Origin of the sequence: Pandoraea horticolens (genome assembly GCF_902459555.1) — a bacterium.
GTDB lineage: Bacteria > Pseudomonadota > Gammaproteobacteria > Burkholderiales > Burkholderiaceae > Pandoraea > Pandoraea horticolens.
In genome coordinates this window covers 314,907-331,120 of sequence record NZ_CABPSM010000001.1, presented here as the reverse complement: position 1 = coordinate 331,120, position 16,214 = coordinate 314,907, and the positions used below count along the sequence as shown (strand labels likewise).

Genomic DNA, 16,214 nt, shown 5'->3' with positions numbered 1-16,214 from the left:
CCCATCAAACGCGCGGCACCTCGACGTGACGCGCGCAAGGAAAGTCCTCATGCAACTGATCATCGCCAACAAAAAATACTCGTCGTGGTCGATGCGTCCGTGGGTCGTGCTCAAGCATTTCGGCATTGTGTTCGACGAGCGGAACGTCTGGCTCGCACAGCCCGACTCGCGCGAGCAGATCCTGCGCTACTCGCCCACGGGCAAAGTGCCGTGTCTGATCGACAACGGCATTACCGTCTGGGACTCGCTGGCCATCTGCGAATATCTGGCCGAAAGCTATCCGCATCTGCCTCTTTGGCCGAAGTCGCGCGAGGCACGCGCCCATGCACGCAGCATCTGTGCCGAGATGCACAGCGGCTTCACCGCGTTGCGCACGAACATGTGGATGAACGTCGGTGCGCATTGGCCGGGCGCAGGCACGACGCCCGAGGTGCTGAGCGATATCCGTCGTGTCGAAGCGATCTGGGAGGATTGCCTCGCACGTTACGAAGGTCCGTTTCTGTTTGGTGACTTCACCATTGCCGATGCGTTTTATGCGCCGGTGGTGATGCGCTTCGCGACCTTCGAGCCGTCGTTGTCGGCGCATGCGCAGGCGTATGCCGACCGCATTCGCGAAGTGGCCGCCGTGCAGGCGTGGGTGGCGGGGGGGCGTGGCGAGACGGTGCGCATCGCCTATTACGAAGTGCGCCCATGAAGATTTACGCTGTCGGTGGCGCAATTCGCGACGCCATGCTGGGACTGCCCGTCAAGGATCGCGACTACGTGGTGGTCGGCGCGACACCCGAAGAAATGGTGCGGCAGGGTTTCAAACCGGTAGGCCGCGATTTTCCGGTGTTTCTCCATCCCGAAACCCGTGCCGAATACGCGCTCGCCCGAACCGAGCGCAAGACGGCGCGCGGCTATCACGGTTTTTCGTTCTACTTCGCCCCGGAAGTCACGCTGGAGGAAGATCTCGCACGGCGCGACTTCACCATCAACGCGATGGCGCGCGAAGTCATGCCCGACGATAGTCTGTCGGATGAGCTGATCGATCCCTACGGCGGCAAGCGCGATCTCGACGCGAGGCTGTTCCGCCATGTCGGCGAAGCTTTCGCGGAAGATCCGGTGCGAATTCTGCGTTGCGCGAGGTTTGCCGCTCGCTTCACCGATTTCTCGGTGGCTGACGAGACGCTCGTACTGATGCGCGAAATGACGGCCAACGGCGAAGTCGACGCGCTGGTCGCCGAGCGTGTCTGGCAGGAGATTTCGCGCGGGCTGATGGAGCATCGGCCGTCGCGCATGTTCGACGTGTTGCGTGCGGCAGGCGCGCTCGAGCGCATCCTTCCCGAACTGGCCCAGTTGTGGGGGGTGCCGCAGCGGGCCGACTTTCATCCCGAAGTCGATACGGGCGTGCATGTGATGATGGTGGTCGACTACGCCGCGACGCAGGGCTATTCGTTGCCGGTGCGATTTGCCGCGCTCACGCACGATCTCGGCAAAGGCACGACGCCGGAAGACGTGTTGCCGCGTCATATCGGGCACGAGAGCCGTAGTGTCGGGTTGCTCGGCCCGTTGTGCACGCGTTTGCGTGTGCCGGTCGAATGCCGCGAATTGGCGCAGGTCGTTGCGCGCGAACACGGCAATATTCACGGAAGCCAGAAGTTCGGCGCGGCGGCGCTGGTGCGTTTGTTGGAACGGTGTGACGCTCTACGCAAGCCCGACCGGTTTGTCGAAGTGCTTCAAGCCTGCGAGGCCGACGCCCGCGGACGCGGAGGCGATTTCGCGAGCGCGCCCTATCCGCAGCGAGACCGGTTGATGGCCGCGCTCGCTGCGGCGCGCGGTATTGATGCAGGGGCTGTCGCAAGCCGGTACGCCGACAATCCCGCGAAGATCCGCGACGCCGTGCAGGCCGCAAGAATCGAGGCCGTCGAAGCGGCCGGGTTGCGCGCCGCAGACGAGTGAGCGTAGCGGGTGTGAGGGGAGGAAGCCGTTCGCGTCGCACCCGCGCAGTTCTCGAAGGGCGCGCGATGGCTATAGCGATTCCGTGGACGACATGAAGCCGTCGCGACGCGGCGGCGCGAGCAACGTCATGTCTTGCGCTGGGGGCGGGAGCGCGCGCCCCGCCATCTTTATTCTCGCCATTTCGATCGATACGCTGTAAGTCCGGTCGTCGCGGGCGAAGACGAGGCCCTTCTGACGCCTTATCAATTTGCCGATCGTTTGCGCCTGCGTGGGATCGTGCAGGATGCGGCGTCGTGCGTAGTCCGCGAGTCGTGTCGACGACTGCGTGTGTTGCATGAGCGCCGAGGGCAGCAACAGGTCTGCCTCGCCGCTTGTCGCATAGCCTTTTTCCAGCATCTCGCTGAACTCACCTGCGCGCAGGCGTGCATGCAACGACGTGAAGGCTGCCGTACTTCTGAACATGGACTTGCACGCGCACAGGCTGAACATCGCGCAATCGACGGGGCTTTGCTGGGCACCCGTCTCGAAGAACATCAAATGCCTGCCGAGGCCGTTGCGGGCGACGCATGTGACGGTGTCCTTCAGCGCGTTCATCAATCGGAGGAGCAGCATGGCCGAGCCTGTCGCGTTCAACGTGCTGGATTCGATGACGATGATGGTGGGTTCGCTCGCATCGATGCTCAGGTCGACGCCCACACAATGTCCTTCCGTCGGGCTGAGTTCGATAAGACATTGCTCGCGATGCGAGGCTTCCGTTCGGCATTGTTCCCTGACGTAGGCTGCAAACGCCGCGGGCGTCGGGTGATGAGTGATTCGCAAACCGGGATAAAGCGACATCTCCGAGCGGATGAGCGCCGGAATGGCATCCTGGTCGGCCCAATACATGTCCATGCTTTGCCGGTTGGCCTTCAGAAAGGCGACGGCGAAGTTGTAGTAATGCGTGGGGGTATCGGGCAGCGTCAGTGCGTCGGGTTCGGGGAGTGGGACATTCCCGGCGAAATGCAGCGTGGCACTGAAGCATTTCCCCGGTAGCGCGTGACCTTCGGGATGGCTCAATGTGACCAAGGGCGCCGCGGTGGCGTCGGCGGTGCGCTGATGACTGCGGGGTAGTGACATCATGAGCGGGGCTCCAGAAACGACAAAAAGGCAAAGACCCCATGATGGAGGTCTTTGCCCGTGGCCGATGTTGCCCCTGACGCGAGAATTACGGATTTGCAGTCAGCGCAGTCAGCGCAGTCAGCGAGTACGTACGCCCTTGCACACGATTGGCAAGGCTTATTCGAACGCCTTGTCGTTCGGATTCGCGTAGAGCTGCTTGAGCTGTTCGCTCATCGGGAAGTTGAAGCTGGTGTTCTTCGGCGGCACCGGCGATTCGAACCACTTCTTATACATCGTGTTGATCTCGCCACTCTTCATCACGCCCGCCAGCGTGTCGTCGACGAGCTTTTTGAACTCCGAATCGCCGTGCTTCATCATGAATCCGTAAGCCTCGAACGACTGCGGCGTTCCCGTCACGATCCAGTCGTCCGGATTGCGGCCCATCGTGCGCGCACCCGCGAGCAGCACATCGTCCATCATGAACGCCTGAACACGGCCGCCCTGGAGCATGGTGAACGATTCGCCGTAGTCCTTGCCCGAAATCACGCTCATGTTCATCTTCTTGTCGTTGTTCATCTTGTTGAGGATGCGCTCCGACGTCGTGCCCGCATTGGTCACGACAGGCTTGCCCGCGAGATCCGGAAAGTCCTTGATGCCCGCATTCTTGTTCACCAGCAGCCGCGTGCCCGCGACGAAGAACGTATTCGAGAAGTTGACCTGTGCCTGGCGTGCTTTCAGGTTCGTCGTCACGCCACACTCGATATCGACCGTGCCGTTTTGCACGAGCGCAATGCGGTTCTGCGAGGTGACGGGGATGAAGCGCACTTGCAGATCGGGCTTCTTCAGACGGGTCTTCACCACGTCGACGATCTTGTTGCACAGATCCTGCGAGTAGCCGATGACGTTGTGGTTGTTGTCGTAGTACGAGAACGGAATCGACGACTCGCGATGCCCGATGGAAATCACGCCGCTGCTCTCGATCTTTTGCAGCGTCTCCGATGCGGGCTGGGCCCGTGCCGCGCCTGCCGCAACACACATCGCTACGCCCAGCATTACCCCGGTCAATCGCATCTTGATCATGCCCTGCTCCTGAAATGGCCTCACCCGTGATTCATGATTGAATCATTTGTTTCATGATAATTTTTTTGCAACAAATGATCAAATGGTCGTTAACCCTAGCGATGGTATGGGTTTGGGGCCAAGGGGCGGTGTTGACGCACCCGTCGCCGCGCCAGCCTTACGAGAGGCCGCGAATGCGTGGGAGGCATCAGGCAGGGAGAGACGGCGGGAAGAGACTGACGGGGGGTGCAACAGGTGTTGCGCCTGTCGTCGGACTCACAGCAATCGAATCAGCAGATTGAAGACGAGCGAGAGCACGATGGTGGAGGCGAAAGGAAAGAGCATTTCGCGGCCTCGCCAGCGCAAACGCAGGTCGCCGGGCAATCGGCCGATGCCGAGTTTGGTGAGCCACGGCGACGCTGCCGAGAGGATGCAGATCGCGATGAAGATCGTAAACATCCAGCGGAACATATCGGCGTGGCCTCGTGTGAAGGGAAGACGTTAGAGCGCGTGACTGCGGTCGCCGGTGGCGAAGCCGATCAGGCCGGCCCACTCGTCCATACCGCGTCCGAAGGCGATGACCTTGAAGAGTTCGCCCATCTCGGCCTCGGACAGCAGTTTCTGTGCGGCAGCCGTTGCGGGCAGGAACGTCTTCGGATCAGTCGGATCGAGCGCGCTCATCAGGTCGATGATGCCTGCGTTCATCAGGAATCGCGCCTGCGACGTGAAGCCCAGCAGATCGAGCCCGGCGTCGACGCCTGCATCGGCGATTCCTGAAAATTCCACATGCGCGGTGATGTCCTGCAAGCCTGGGTAATAGAACGGATCGTCGTGCGCGTGGTGTCGATAGTGGCACATCAACGTGCCGTGAGCGCGTTGCGGATGATAGTACTCCCGCGCCGGGAATCCGTAATCGATGAGCAGCAACACGCCGCGCGCGAGCAGCGGCGCTACGCTGCGCACGAAGGCGGATGCGGCTTCGTGTGTTTCCGTCAGATATTCCTGTGTCGGCGGCAGATCGGCCAATGCATCGAGGGCTTCCGGCAACGGGCCGGTATACAGACGTTCTTCCCACCCGAAACCCGTGGGCGTGCGCACCACGCCGCGCTCGAACCAGACGGGCTGTCCCGTCTCGTCCGGACGGCGCGCCCACAGGTGGACCGGCATGGCATCAAGCACTTCGTTGCCGAGCATTACGCCGCGAAAGGCGTCGGGCAACCGATCGAGCCAGGTGACACGCGCGAGAAGATGCGGCGCGGCGCTGGCGATGGTCTCGCGTTGGCGTGCGCGCAGCTCGCCGGAGAGTTCCATGATCGAGTACGTCTCGCAGGGCGTGCCTTCGGCTTCGAAGGCGAGCAACAGATCGGCGGCCAGACGTCCCGACCCTGCGCCGAATTCCAGCACCTGTGCGTCGCCCGTCTGTTCGAAGATCTCGCCGAGTTGACGCGCGAGCGTGCGGGCGAAGAGCGGCGTGAGTTCCGGTGCGGTGACGAAGTCGCTGCCGTCGGCGGCGAGACGACCGAATTTGGCGGCGCCGGCGGCGTAGTAACCGAGGCCGGGCGCGTACAAGGCCAGTTCCATGAAGCGATCGAACGGCAGCCAGCCGCCGGCCGCGTCGATGGCGTCGGCGAGATGAGCCGTAAGACGGCGCGAGTGTTCGAGCGCGTCCGGCTCCGGAACGGGTAAACTATGCGGTTTCGGTGCGGCCTGATTCATGCGGGCATTGTAACGGAGACGGTGCAGACTGGCTGCTTGAGATGTTAAAGCGCGTCTGCGGGCGATATCGGCGCAAATTCCGCCGATTTTCGTCAGTTTTTGGCCGTTTTTGCATGGTTTTCGCCAGTTTTTGCGATATGTGCCCTTTGTCCGGACGACTTGCGAGGCTGTCGCGAGCCACGACGCCCGGTGCCGGGCCTAGCCTGCCGTGCCGCCCGAAGTTCGTCTGCTTGCTTGCCCACTGACCGGAATCTGCCGTATGACCGTTGCATCGACGCCACGCCCCACGCCTGCCGCAAGCGATTCCGCCAGCGCGCGTGCCGTGCCGCGCGTGGCGCTCGTGACGGGCGGCGCGCGCCGGATCGGACGCGCGATTGCATTGAGGCTTGCCGCCACGGGATGGGACGTTGCCGTTCACTACGAGCGTTCGCACGATGAGGCGTTGGCGACCGTCGCGGCCATCGAGGCATTGGGACGCCGGGCAGTGGCGTTGCAGGCGTCGCTTGCCGATGAGGCCGCCACGGCCGGCCTCATCGCCCGTTGTATCGACGCGCTTGGCGTGCCCGCTTGCCTCGTCAACAATGCGTCGCGCTTCGAGTACGATAGCGCCGACGATTTCGGCTATCAGGCGCTGGAGCGCCACATGCGCGTGAATGCGGGCGCACCGCTGGTGCTCGCGCGCGAAATGCACGCCGCACTGGGCGAGACGCAACGCGGTGTCGTCGTCAATCTGCTCGATCAGAAGTTGGCGAATCCGAACCCCGATTATTTGTCGTACACGCTGTCGAAGGCAGCGCTGGACGTGGCGACGACGTTGCTGGCCCAGGCTTTCGCCCCGCGTTTGCGCGTGGTCGGCGTCGCGCCGGGCGTCACGCTGCTGTCGGCCGATCAGACACCCGGGGGCTTCGCGGCGGCGCACGCGTCGACGCCACTGGGCGCATCGTCGACACCGGAGGATATTGCGCAGGCCGTAGCGTATCTGGCCGAAGCCCCTGCTGTGACAGGCACGGTGCTGTATGTCGACGGCGGGCAACATCTCGCGAGTTCGTCGCGCGACGTGAAATTTCTGACCGAGCCGGCCGATGCCGACCGGTCTCGTTGATTGTCATTACGAGTTTTCAAAATGCATAGCGCTCTTTCCCACCCTCGCCTGATGGACTGCCGTCGCATGTTTCTGCGCGACTATGAGGTGTTCATCAACATCGGCGTGCACGATCATGAGAAGCGGGGCGAACAGCGCGTGCTGATCAACGTGCAACTGTTCGTGCCGCTCGCCGAGAGCACCCCCGTGGCCGACAAGCTCGACGAGGTTGTCGACTACGACTTCATGCGCGAGACGATTGCCAAGCGCGTGGGGCAGGGCCACATTCATTTGCAGGAAACCCTGTGCGACGACGTCGCGAGTGCGCTGCTGGCGCATCCGCGCGTGCGCGCGGTGGGCGTGTCGACCGAGAAGCCCGACGTGTACCCCGATTGCCACTCGGTGGGCATCGAAGTCTTCAAGATGAAGGGTGCCTGACATGAGTGCCGTCATGCCCGAGACCGGCGCGCCACTGGCCGCGAGCGGAAACGTTGCCGCCGACAGCGTGAAAAAAGCGCAGAAGCTCGCGTTCGAGAACAACAAGCTCGAGAAGCGGCTGTTCCGTCTGACGGGGCAGGCCATCGGCGACTACAACATGATCGAGCAAGGCGACCGTGTGATGGTGTGCATGTCCGGTGGCAAGGACAGCTACGCCATGCTCGATATCCTGCTCAAGCTGCGCGAGCGCGCGCCGATCGACTTCTCGATCGTCGCTGTCAATCTCGACCAGAAGCAGCCGGGTTTCCCGGAGCATGTGCTGCCCGATTACTTCCGTTCCATCGGCGTGGATTTCCACATCGAGAATCAGGACACGTATTCCATCGTCAAGCGCGTGGTGCCTGAGGGCAAGACGACTTGCTCGCTGTGCTCACGCCTGCGCCGCGGCATTCTTTACCGCGTGGCCGGCGAACTCGGTGCGACCAAGGTCGCGCTGGGCCACCATCGCGACGACATCATCGAGACCGTCTTCCTGAACCTGTTCTACGGTGGCAAGCTCAAGGGCATGCCGCCGAAGCTGCAATCGGACGACGGCAAGAACGTGGTGATCCGCCCGCTGGCGTATGTGCGCGAATCGGATCTGGAGCGTTACGCCGAGTACAAGCAATTCCCGATCATTCCGTGCACGCTGTGCGGCAGCCAGCCGAACCTGAAGCGTGCCGAGATGAAGGCGCTGATCCGTCAGTGGGAGAAACAGCATCCGGGGCGCATCAAGTCGATTTTCAGTGCACTGTCGAATGTGATTCCCTCACACCTGATGGATACGAACCTTCACGACTTCAAGAATCTGCAGGCAACGGGGCAGCCCGATCCGTTCGGCGATATTGCATTCGACGAAGCACCGTGCGGCGACGAAAACGACGCGGGCATCATCCGCATCACGCAATTCGACGACTGAGCGGAATTCTCCTCGCTCGCTGGTTCATTCCTTGACGCGGCTCTGCCGACCCATCCGGTGGGCCGCAAAATACCGACACTCCGACTCTCGAATCGTCACGACGCCATGAATATTGTGATTCTCGCCGCAGGCATGGGTAAGCGCATGCGCTCGAAGCTGCCGAAGGTGCTTCAGCCGCTGGCCGGCCGGCCGCTCCTGTCGCATGTGATTGCGACCGCACGCAAGCTCACGCCGGGCCAACTCATTGTGGTGATCGGGCATGGTGGCGACGCCGTGCGCGAAGCGGTTGCCGGGGATGGCGTGCGCTTTGCGGAGCAGGCGCAGCAGTTGGGCACCGGGCACGCGGTGCAGCAGGCAGCGCCGCTGCTCGACGAATCGGTGCCGACGCTGGTGCTTTACGGCGACGTGCCGCTCACGCGCCCCGAGACGTTGCAGGCGTTGCTCGACGCCGCAGGCAACGACAAGCTGGGCGTGCTCACCGTCGATCTGGAGAACCCGACGGGTTACGGCCGGATCGTGCGCGACGCGGCGGGCAATGTGCTGCGCATCGTTGAACAGAAGGACGCCAACGAGGCCGAATTGGCCATTCGCGAGATCAACACCGGCATCGTGGTGGCGCCCACGCGTGCGCTCAAAGGCTGGTTGAGCGGCCTGAAGAATCAGAATGCGCAGGGCGAGTACTACCTGACGGACGTGATCGCCTGCGCGGTGGCCGACGGCGTGCCGGTCGTCACCACGCAACCGGCATTCGCGTGGGAGCCCAACGGTGTGAACGACAAAGTGCAGCTTGCCGAGCTGGAGCGCGACTATCAGCGCAACGCGGCGCGCGCATTGCTCGCGGCGGGCGTCACCCTGATCGATCCGGCGCGCTTCGATTTGCGCGGCGAGATCGCGTGCGGCACCGATGTCGCTATCGATGTGAATTGCGTATTCGAAGGCCATGTGACGATTGGCGACGGCGCGACCATCGGAGCGAACTGCGTGATTCGCAACAGCACCATCGGGGCGGGCACGCGCATCGAGGCGTTCAGTCATCTGGATGGCGCCGTGGTCGGCGCCGATGCGCACGTCGGGCCGTATGCCCGCCTGCGCCCGGGGGCCGATCTGGCCGACGAGGTGCACATCGGTAACTTCGTGGAAGTGAAGAACGCGTCGCTTGCCAAGGGCTCGAAGGCTAACCATCTGGCCTACGTGGGCGACTCGACAGTGGGGGCGCGCGTGAATATCGGCGCGGGCACCATCACGTGCAATTACGACGGCGCGAACAAGCATCGCACGGTGATCGAGGACGATGTCTTCATCGGTTCGGACACGCAACTCGTGGCGCCCGTGACCGTGCGTCGCGGCACGACGATTGCCGCCGGGACTACCGTGTGGAAGGACACACCGGAAGACTCGCTGGTGCTCAACGGCAAGACGCAGGAAGCGAAGATGGGTTACGTCCGTCCGCGCAAGCAGAAGCGGTAAAATTGGCGGTTATGGGCCGGTGCGCGAGGCAGAGCGTGCGCTGGCAAAGTCAAAACGGATCGAATCCGATCGAATGAGCCAGGGCTCTCTGGCATAAAGGGAAGCGAATATGTGCGGCATTGTCGGCGCGGTGGCGCGACGTAATGTAGTACCGGTGTTGGTGGAAGGTCTGCGTCGTCTGGAATACCGCGGCTATGACTCGTGCGGCGTAGCCGTGCTGAAGGACGGCGTGCCTCAGCGCGCGCGCAGCGTGTCGCGTGTGGCCGATCTCGACGAGCAGCTTGCGCAAACGCACCTGAGCGGCGAGACGGGCATTGCCCACACCCGTTGGGCGACGCACGGTGCACCGGCCACGAACAACGCGCATCCGATTTTCTCGCGCGACGAAGTGGCGCTGGTCCACAACGGCATCATCGAGAACCATGAGAGCCTGCGTGAGGAACTGCGTGGCCTGGGCTACGACTTCGTGTCGCAGACAGACACCGAAGTCATTGCACACCTGATTCATCACATTCTGACGAACGGTGCGGCGAGCGATCTGTATCACGCTGTGCGCCTGGCAACGCGCCGTCTGCACGGTGCCTACGCCATCGCCGTCTTTCGTAAGCAGGAGCCGCACCGGGTAATCGGCGCGCGCGCGGGGTCGCCGCTGGTCGTGGGCGTGGGTGAGGGCGAAAACTTCCTCGCCTCCGATGCGCTGGCGCTCGCGGGCACGACGGACCAATTCATCTATCTGGAGGAGGGCGACGTCGTCGAACTCACGCTCGAAGGTGTGACGATCATGGATCGCAACCATGAGATCGTCGAGCGCGAGGTTCGCACGGTGCAGGCGTACACGGGCGCGGTGGAACTGGGTCCGTATCGTCACTACATGCAGAAGGAAATCTTCGAGCAGCCGCGAGCGATCGGCGACACGATGGAAGGCGTGGAAGGCATTTCGCCGACGCTTTTCGGCGAGAAGGCGGAAGCGGTGCTGAGCAACGTCGACTCGATCCTGATTCTGGCGTGCGGCACGAGCTACTACTCGGGCATGACGGCCAAGTATTGGCTGGAATCGCTGGCGCAGATCCCGACGCAAGTGGAAGTGGCAAGCGAGTACCGCTATCGCGACAGCGTGCCGAATCCGAGAACGTTGGTGGTCACGATTTCGCAGTCGGGCGAGACGGCCGATACGATGGCGGCGCTACAGCACGCCCAATCGCTGGGCATGACGAACACGCTCGCGATCTGCAACGTGGGCACCAGTGCGATGGTGCGTCAGACGGCGTTGCATTACCTGACGCGCGCCGGTACGGAAATCGGCGTGGCGTCGACGAAGGCGTTCACGACGCAGTTGACGGCGTTGTTTCTGCTGACGCTGACCATGGCGAAACTGCGGGGGCGTTTGACGCAGGCGCAGGAAGCCGACTACCTGACGCAGTTGCGCCACCTCCCGGCGGCGCTGCACAGCGTGCTGGCGCTGGAACCGCAGATCATCGCGTGGGCGGAGGAGTTTGCCCGTCGCGAGAATGCGTTGTTCCTGGGACGCGGTCTGCACTACCCGATCGCGCTCGAAGGCGCGCTCAAGCTCAAGGAAATCTCGTACATCCACGCCGAGGCCTACCCGGCGGGCGAACTGAAGCACGGCCCGCTTGCGCTGGTGACGGAAGAGATGCCGGTGGTGACGGTCGCGCCGCGCGACGCGCTTGTCGAGAAGCTGAAATCGAACATGCAGGAAGTGCGTGCGCGTGGCGGCCAGTTGTACGTGTTCGCCGACGCCGACACGGAGATTGCAAACGCCGATGGTATTCATGTGATCCACATGCCGGAGCATTACGGCCAGCTTTCGCCGATTCTGCACGTCGTGCCGCTGCAACTGCTCGCCTATCACACCGCCTGCGCGCGCGGCACCGATGTCGACAAGCCCCGCAACCTCGCTAAATCGGTGACGGTGGAGTAAGTCGCCCGGGCGCGTCGCAGTTCAAAAATATAGAAGCGCATCTTTCGACATCGACATTGCCCGCGAAGAAGCGGGCAATGATTCTTTGAGACACCTGTCACATAAGGCCGGAGACGTCATCAACGTCCCGGCTTTTTTTTCGCGTTGCGAACCGGTCAATTGCCCCCTTGAATCGGGGGTATCGTTCCGAATTTTCCGCATGCCGAGTCGCGCCGCCTCCCCCTCTGCATTTCCCCAGAGTGGTTGACGCCGTGCGTCTGGGCACCGCCTCCTCGACGTCGCCTCTTATCTTAGGTTAACCACCTATAAATCCCTTGTTGCGGGATTTTGAGAAAAAATAGACCATGAATTTGCAAATATTAATGGTCTTCATCCCGATATTCGGGGTGGTGATAGGAGAGCAACATGCCCCATTCGTCTTCCGCGCACGTCTATCGCAAGGTCGCGTTGCGCATCATCCCATTCCTGTTTCTCTGCTATGTACTGAACTTCATCGACCGGGTGAACATCGGGTTCGCGAAGCTTCAGTTCCTTCAAGACCTTGGACTGAGCGAAGCCGTCTTCGGCGCGGCGACAGGCATCTTCTTCATCAGTTACGCGGCCTTCGAGTTGCCAAGCAACCTGCTGCTCGCGCGCATCGGCGCGAGCAAGACGCTGCTTCGCATCATGGTTTTGTGGGGGGCCTGCACGGTAGCCCAGATGTTCGTCACCGGCGCATGGTCGCTTTACTTCCTGCGATTCCTGTTGGGGGCTGCGGAAGCGGGGTTCTTTCCCGGCTTGATTCTGTATCTCTCGTATTGGTTTCCTGACCACATGCGAGCGCGTATCAATAGCGTGCTCATGCTGGCGGTGCCCGTTGCCGGCATGACCGGCGGGCCGCTATCCGGCTTGATCATGAGCCAGATGCACGAGTATCTCGGGCTGCGTGGATGGCAATGGTTGTTCCTGATCGAGGGAACGCCGGCAATCTTGCTCGGCTTGCTTGCTCCCTTCATGTTGAGCGACGGTCCTGGGAAGGCCCGGTGGCTGACGGACGCCGACCGTGCGGTGCTCGAGCGCGATTTGAGGGCGACGCAAAGCAAGGCGGTGATTGGGCACAGTGGTATCGGCCTCATGGAAATCCTCCGGAATCGGCGCATTCTCGGGTTGGCCGCGGTGTATTTCTGCATTTACGTGGGAATGGTGGCCGTCACCTTCTGGGCCCCGACCATTCTCAAGTCCTCGGGAGTGACGAGTGTTGCGACGATTGGCTGGTTGTCGGGCCTCATCTCCGTCTGCACGATGATCGGCAACCTCGCAATTGCCTATAGCTCGGATCGTCGAATGGAGCGGCGTTGGCACATCGCGGCCTGCATGCTGGCGACTGCCGTTAGCCTGTTCCTGCTCCGATTTGCCGCAGGAAATGTCCCGGCGACTGTGGTGCTTGTGGCGATCGCTCAGCTCTGCATTTTCACGGTGCCCATCGTCTACTGGACGATTCCCGCGGCGCAACTGTTCGGTCGAAGTGCTGCGGCTGGCATCGCCATCATCAGCTCGCTTGGGTCCATTGGCGGCGCTTTCAGCTCGTGGCTTGTTGGCGGCATGATGGCGCGCACCGGCACACCGTACGCCGGACTCACTCTCGTCGCCGGATTACTACTGGTGGGGGCTGTGCTTCTGCTCCGCCTGGTTCCGCGGCAAGCGCCGCAGATACCGGCCCCGGCGGGTCACGTCGCCTGATCGCAAGCGTGCCGCGGCGCGCCGTCACCTTCATCCTTGAATCGCCGCTCGGTAGCTTCGTGCGGCGCTTTTCGTTCTGAGGGCGGCGGGTGACGGATATGAATACCGGGGACCGACGTGAATCCCAAATTGCGGAACCGTCGCCCCATCTCTGCGAAATCACGTTCCGAAGCGCGGCTCGTGTAAACCCCTAGCTCCCGCACTTGTCACCAGAAAAGCCCCGTCTATCAAGGGTTTCGCGCTTTTGCCGTGCCGCCGGGATCATCTGCTGAAATAATTTTCTGTTTTACAAATCCCTTTATTCGGGATTAAAGTAAACAAAATTAATTTTTCTCTGTGTTTTTTTTGGTGGAAATCCCGGAAATGGACTTTCAACAACAGAATGGTGCATGTGTGGTGTTGAAGGCCGCGCGAGCGGCTGGTGTCAACGTATGTTTCGCAAACCCCGGCACCACCGAAATGCCGTTTGTCGGTGCGTTGGACATGGTGGACGGTGTTCGTCCCATCCTCGGGCTGTTCGAGGGCGTTTGTACGGGAGCCGCCGACGGATACGGCCGGATGGCCGGGAAGCCTGCGATGACCTTGTTGCATCTCGGGCCGGGGCACGCGAATGGGATTGCCAACTTGCACAACGCTCGGCGCGCGCGTACGCCGATTCTGAACATCATCGGTGACCATACGCGAGCACACGTGAAATACGATGCGCCGCTGACGTCCGATATCGAGTCGCTGGCCCGTCCCGTTTCCGTGTGGTATCGCAGTGTGGCTGACCAGAGCGATCTGGCGCGGGACACCTTGGATGCGATAGCTGCTGCCATGGGCAGCGACGGTACTCGTGGTGTCGCAACACTCGTATTGCCCGTCGACCTGCAAGCAGTGAGTGTCGATGCCTTGCAACAAGTCGAGGCATCCGAGACACCGGCGAAAGGCTTTCAACCGACGCGTGTCTCTGAAGTCGCTGCGCTGCTTCAAAGCGGCACGCCCGCTGTCATTCTGATGGGGGACCGGGCGCTTTCGGCACGCGGACAAGAAGCGGCGGCCCGCATCGCGGCGGCGACAGGCGCGCGCTGCTACAGCGAAACGTTCCCGGCGCGCACGGAGCGCGGCGGTGGGCTCCCCGACATTGATCGCCTGCCGTATTTCCCCGAGCCCGCACTCTCCGCGCTCGACGCTCGCAAGGTTGTGCTCGCCGGCGCGCTCGCACCTATTACGTACTTCGGCTACGAGGGCATCCCCAGCGAACTGGCGGCGCCCGGCGACATGGTCACGCTGGCGACCCCCGGCGAGGCAGCCGATGAAGCCCTTGAGTCGCTCGCCCTCGAACTGGACCTTGGACATCACCCCGTCGCCGGTGTCGCAGCCCAACGTTGGGAGGTTGCCGACGGCGACCTCACGCCGCAGGCCGTTGGCCGAATCCTCTCCAACGCACTTCCCGCAAACGCCATTGTTTCCGTGGAAGGTGGCACGTGTGGTTATCCGTTCGTGACGGCCTCCGCACGTGCCGCGCGTCACACCATCCTGACCAACACCGGTGGCGCTATCGGCCAAGGCTTGCCGGTGGCGCTCGGTGCAGCAGTGGCCTGCCCGGAGCGCCGTGTCTTCGCGTTGCAATCCGATGGCAGCGCTCAGTACACGATTCAATCGCTTTGGACGATGGCTAGAGAGCGGCTACCGATCGTGATGCTCATCACGTCGAACAAGCGATACGGCATCTTGCAAACCGAACTCAACCGAAGCGGTTTGCCTACTGACGCGCCGAACTCGAAGCGCCTGACGTTGCTGGACGACCCCGCAATCGATTGGCAAGCCCTTTCGAAAGGGTACGGCGTGCCGTCCCAGCGTGCGGCGACGACGCAAGCGCTCGTGCTCGCGATTGAAAAGGCGCTCGCCCACACCGACGGCCCGTGCCTCATCGAAATGTGCCTTCCGTAGCGCTATCGAAGTGCTCGGCATCTCTCTGAAATCCTGACTTATCCGACTTAGCTATGAACCTGGAACTCAACGGAAAGGCCGCCTTCATCACGGGCGGCAGCATGGGCATCGGCAAGGCTGTTGCCCTAGAACTGGCTCGCGAAGGCGTGAACGTCACCATAGCCGCCCGGCGCATGGAGCACCTGGAGGTTGCCGCGAGCGAGATTCGTGAAGCGCTCGCCGGTCTGGGGCGCGCGGCTGGGCAGGTTCTGCCGCAGAGCGTCGATACCACCGACATGGCGTCTATCGAGAAGGCAATGGCCGCGCACGTCGCCCAATTCGGACGTCTCGACATCTTGCTCAACGGTGCGGCTCACCCGGGGGGGTTGGTTCGCACCGAGCTTGAGAACGCCGACCCGCAGGGGCTGCTGCAAGACATCGACATCAAGGTGGTCGGCTACATGCGTTGTGCTAAGGCTGCGGCTCCCTACATGCGTCAGAACGGTTTCGGTCGAATCATCAATATCGGTGGATTGACCGGTCGCGGTAGCAAGCAACTTTCCGGCATGCGCAACATCGCCATTGTTCACCTGACGAAGACGTTGTCCGACCAACTGGGTCCGCACGGTATCACCGTGAACACGATTCACCCGGGTGTCGTCGAGACGCCGCATATCCACGAGCTTTACGAGAAGGAAGCCCAAAAGCAAGGGCTGACGGCTGCCGAAGTCGAGGCCAACTACGTCAAGGTCACGCCGATTCGCCGGGTGTTGCAGCCTGAGGAAATGGGCTGGATCGTCGCCTTCCTCGCTTCGCCGAAGTCGGGCTCGATTACGGGCGAATCCATTGGTTGCGACGGCGGTCTGACGCGCGGCATTTTTATCTGA

At 62.1% G+C, this 16,214-nt stretch carries 14 protein-coding genes; 10 read left to right on the top strand and 4 right to left on the bottom strand.

Going from position 1 to position 16,214, the window contains the following annotated elements:
* The first annotated feature begins 49 nt into the window (after nt 1–49).
* A complete protein-coding gene (locus tag PHO31112_RS01550) occupies nt 50–694 on the top strand; it encodes a glutathione S-transferase family protein (protein WP_150618873.1) in 645 nt (214 codons plus the stop codon).
* Entirely contained in the window at nt 691–1,941 is a 1,251-nt protein-coding gene (locus PHO31112_RS01545; RefSeq protein ID WP_150618872.1) for a multifunctional CCA addition/repair protein, read from the top strand. Before PHO31112_RS01550 ends, PHO31112_RS01545 begins: the two co-directional genes overlap by 4 nt.
* 69 nt (nt 1,942–2,010) lie before the next feature.
* Here the strand turns inward: PHO31112_RS01545 and PHO31112_RS01540 are convergent, their stop codons facing one another.
* The 4 genes from PHO31112_RS01540 to PHO31112_RS01525 form a co-directional block, all read right to left on the bottom strand.
* Nucleotides 2,011–3,060 carry a YopJ family acetyltransferase gene (locus PHO31112_RS01540; protein ID WP_150618871.1) on the bottom strand — a complete coding sequence of 350 codons (1,050 nt, stop codon included), beginning with the start codon at nt 3,058–3,060 and terminating at the stop codon, nt 2,011–2,013.
* Between the two features lie 156 nt (nt 3,061–3,216).
* Nucleotides 3,217–4,119, bottom strand: a complete 903-nt coding sequence (locus PHO31112_RS01535; RefSeq protein WP_150618870.1) for a glutamate/aspartate ABC transporter substrate-binding protein — start codon at nt 4,117–4,119, stop codon at nt 3,217–3,219.
* Nucleotides 4,120–4,374: 255 nt separating this feature from the next.
* On the bottom strand, nt 4,375–4,569 hold the full coding sequence (locus tag PHO31112_RS01530; RefSeq protein WP_150618869.1) for a DUF2905 domain-containing protein: 195 nt from the start codon (nt 4,567–4,569) through the stop codon (nt 4,375–4,377).
* A gap of 30 nt (nt 4,570–4,599) precedes the next feature.
* Nucleotides 4,600–5,814 (bottom strand): class I SAM-dependent methyltransferase, encoded by a 1,215-nt coding sequence (locus PHO31112_RS01525; protein ID WP_150618868.1) that lies wholly within the window; start codon nt 5,812–5,814, stop codon nt 4,600–4,602.
* A 259-nt stretch (nt 5,815–6,073) separates the two neighbouring features.
* On the opposite strand from PHO31112_RS01525, the gene PHO31112_RS01520 reads away from it, so the two are divergent.
* The 8 genes from PHO31112_RS01520 to PHO31112_RS01485 all read left to right on the top strand — a co-directional run bounded on the left by PHO31112_RS01520 (nt 6,074) and on the right by PHO31112_RS01485 (nt 16,214).
* Nucleotides 6,074–6,916, top strand: coding sequence for an SDR family oxidoreductase (locus tag PHO31112_RS01520; RefSeq protein WP_174995462.1), 843 nt, complete (start codon nt 6,074–6,076; stop codon nt 6,914–6,916).
* Between the two features lie 21 nt (nt 6,917–6,937).
* The gene (locus tag PHO31112_RS01515) at nt 6,938–7,333 is read left to right on the top strand and encodes a dihydroneopterin aldolase (RefSeq protein WP_150618867.1); all 396 of its coding nucleotides are present in this window, start codon (nt 6,938–6,940) and stop codon (nt 7,331–7,333) included.
* Nucleotides 7,334–7,346: 13 nt separating this feature from the next.
* Nucleotides 7,347–8,291, top strand: coding sequence for a tRNA 2-thiocytidine(32) synthetase TtcA (ttcA, locus tag PHO31112_RS01510; RefSeq protein ID WP_150619241.1), 945 nt, complete (start codon nt 7,347–7,349; stop codon nt 8,289–8,291).
* Between the two features lie 105 nt (nt 8,292–8,396).
* Nucleotides 8,397–9,758: a bifunctional UDP-N-acetylglucosamine diphosphorylase/glucosamine-1-phosphate N-acetyltransferase GlmU gene (gene glmU / locus PHO31112_RS01505; RefSeq protein WP_150618866.1), complete on the top strand. Its 1,362-nt coding sequence runs from the start codon at nt 8,397–8,399 to the stop codon at nt 9,756–9,758.
* A gap of 109 nt (nt 9,759–9,867) precedes the next feature.
* Nucleotides 9,868–11,697, top strand: a complete 1,830-nt coding sequence (glmS, locus tag PHO31112_RS01500; RefSeq protein ID WP_150618865.1) for a glutamine--fructose-6-phosphate transaminase (isomerizing) — start codon at nt 9,868–9,870, stop codon at nt 11,695–11,697.
* Nucleotides 11,698–12,102: 405 nt separating this feature from the next.
* Nucleotides 12,103–13,416: an MFS transporter gene (locus PHO31112_RS01495; RefSeq protein WP_150618864.1), complete on the top strand. Its 1,314-nt coding sequence runs from the start codon at nt 12,103–12,105 to the stop codon at nt 13,414–13,416.
* Nucleotides 13,417–13,779: 363 nt separating this feature from the next.
* Nucleotides 13,780–15,348, top strand: a complete 1,569-nt coding sequence (locus PHO31112_RS01490) for an acetolactate synthase large subunit (RefSeq protein WP_174995460.1) — start codon at nt 13,780–13,782, stop codon at nt 15,346–15,348.
* A 53-nt stretch (nt 15,349–15,401) separates the two neighbouring features.
* Nucleotides 15,402–16,214 (top strand): SDR family oxidoreductase, encoded by an 813-nt coding sequence (locus PHO31112_RS01485; protein WP_150618862.1) that lies wholly within the window; start codon nt 15,402–15,404, stop codon nt 16,212–16,214.

Excerpts from the sequence above, each read along its gene's own strand:
- PHO31112_RS01550 (WP_150618873.1), top strand. The coding sequence starts at position 50 with ATGCAACTGATCATCGCCAACAAAAAATACTCGTCGTGGTCGATGCGT.
- PHO31112_RS01545 (WP_150618872.1), top strand. The coding sequence starts at position 691 with ATGAAGATTTACGCTGTCGGTGGCGCAATTCGCGACGCCATGCTGGGA.
- PHO31112_RS01540 (WP_150618871.1), bottom strand. The coding sequence starts at position 3,060 with ATGATGTCACTACCCCGCAGTCATCAGCGCACCGCCGACGCCACCGCG.
- PHO31112_RS01535 (WP_150618870.1), bottom strand. The coding sequence starts at position 4,119 with ATGATCAAGATGCGATTGACCGGGGTAATGCTGGGCGTAGCGATGTGT.
- PHO31112_RS01530 (WP_150618869.1), bottom strand. The coding sequence starts at position 4,569 with ATGTTCCGCTGGATGTTTACGATCTTCATCGCGATCTGCATCCTCTCG.
- PHO31112_RS01525 (WP_150618868.1), bottom strand. The coding sequence starts at position 5,814 with ATGAATCAGGCCGCACCGAAACCGCATAGTTTACCCGTTCCGGAGCCG.
- PHO31112_RS01520 (WP_174995462.1), top strand. The coding sequence starts at position 6,074 with ATGACCGTTGCATCGACGCCACGCCCCACGCCTGCCGCAAGCGATTCC.
- PHO31112_RS01515 (WP_150618867.1), top strand. The coding sequence starts at position 6,938 with ATGCATAGCGCTCTTTCCCACCCTCGCCTGATGGACTGCCGTCGCATG.
- ttcA (WP_150619241.1), top strand. The coding sequence starts at position 7,347 with ATGCCCGAGACCGGCGCGCCACTGGCCGCGAGCGGAAACGTTGCCGCC.
- glmU (WP_150618866.1), top strand. The coding sequence starts at position 8,397 with ATGAATATTGTGATTCTCGCCGCAGGCATGGGTAAGCGCATGCGCTCG.
- glmS (WP_150618865.1), top strand. The coding sequence starts at position 9,868 with ATGTGCGGCATTGTCGGCGCGGTGGCGCGACGTAATGTAGTACCGGTG.
- PHO31112_RS01495 (WP_150618864.1), top strand. The coding sequence starts at position 12,103 with ATGCCCCATTCGTCTTCCGCGCACGTCTATCGCAAGGTCGCGTTGCGC.
- PHO31112_RS01490 (WP_174995460.1), top strand. The coding sequence starts at position 13,780 with ATGGACTTTCAACAACAGAATGGTGCATGTGTGGTGTTGAAGGCCGCG.
- PHO31112_RS01485 (WP_150618862.1), top strand. The coding sequence starts at position 15,402 with ATGAACCTGGAACTCAACGGAAAGGCCGCCTTCATCACGGGCGGCAGC.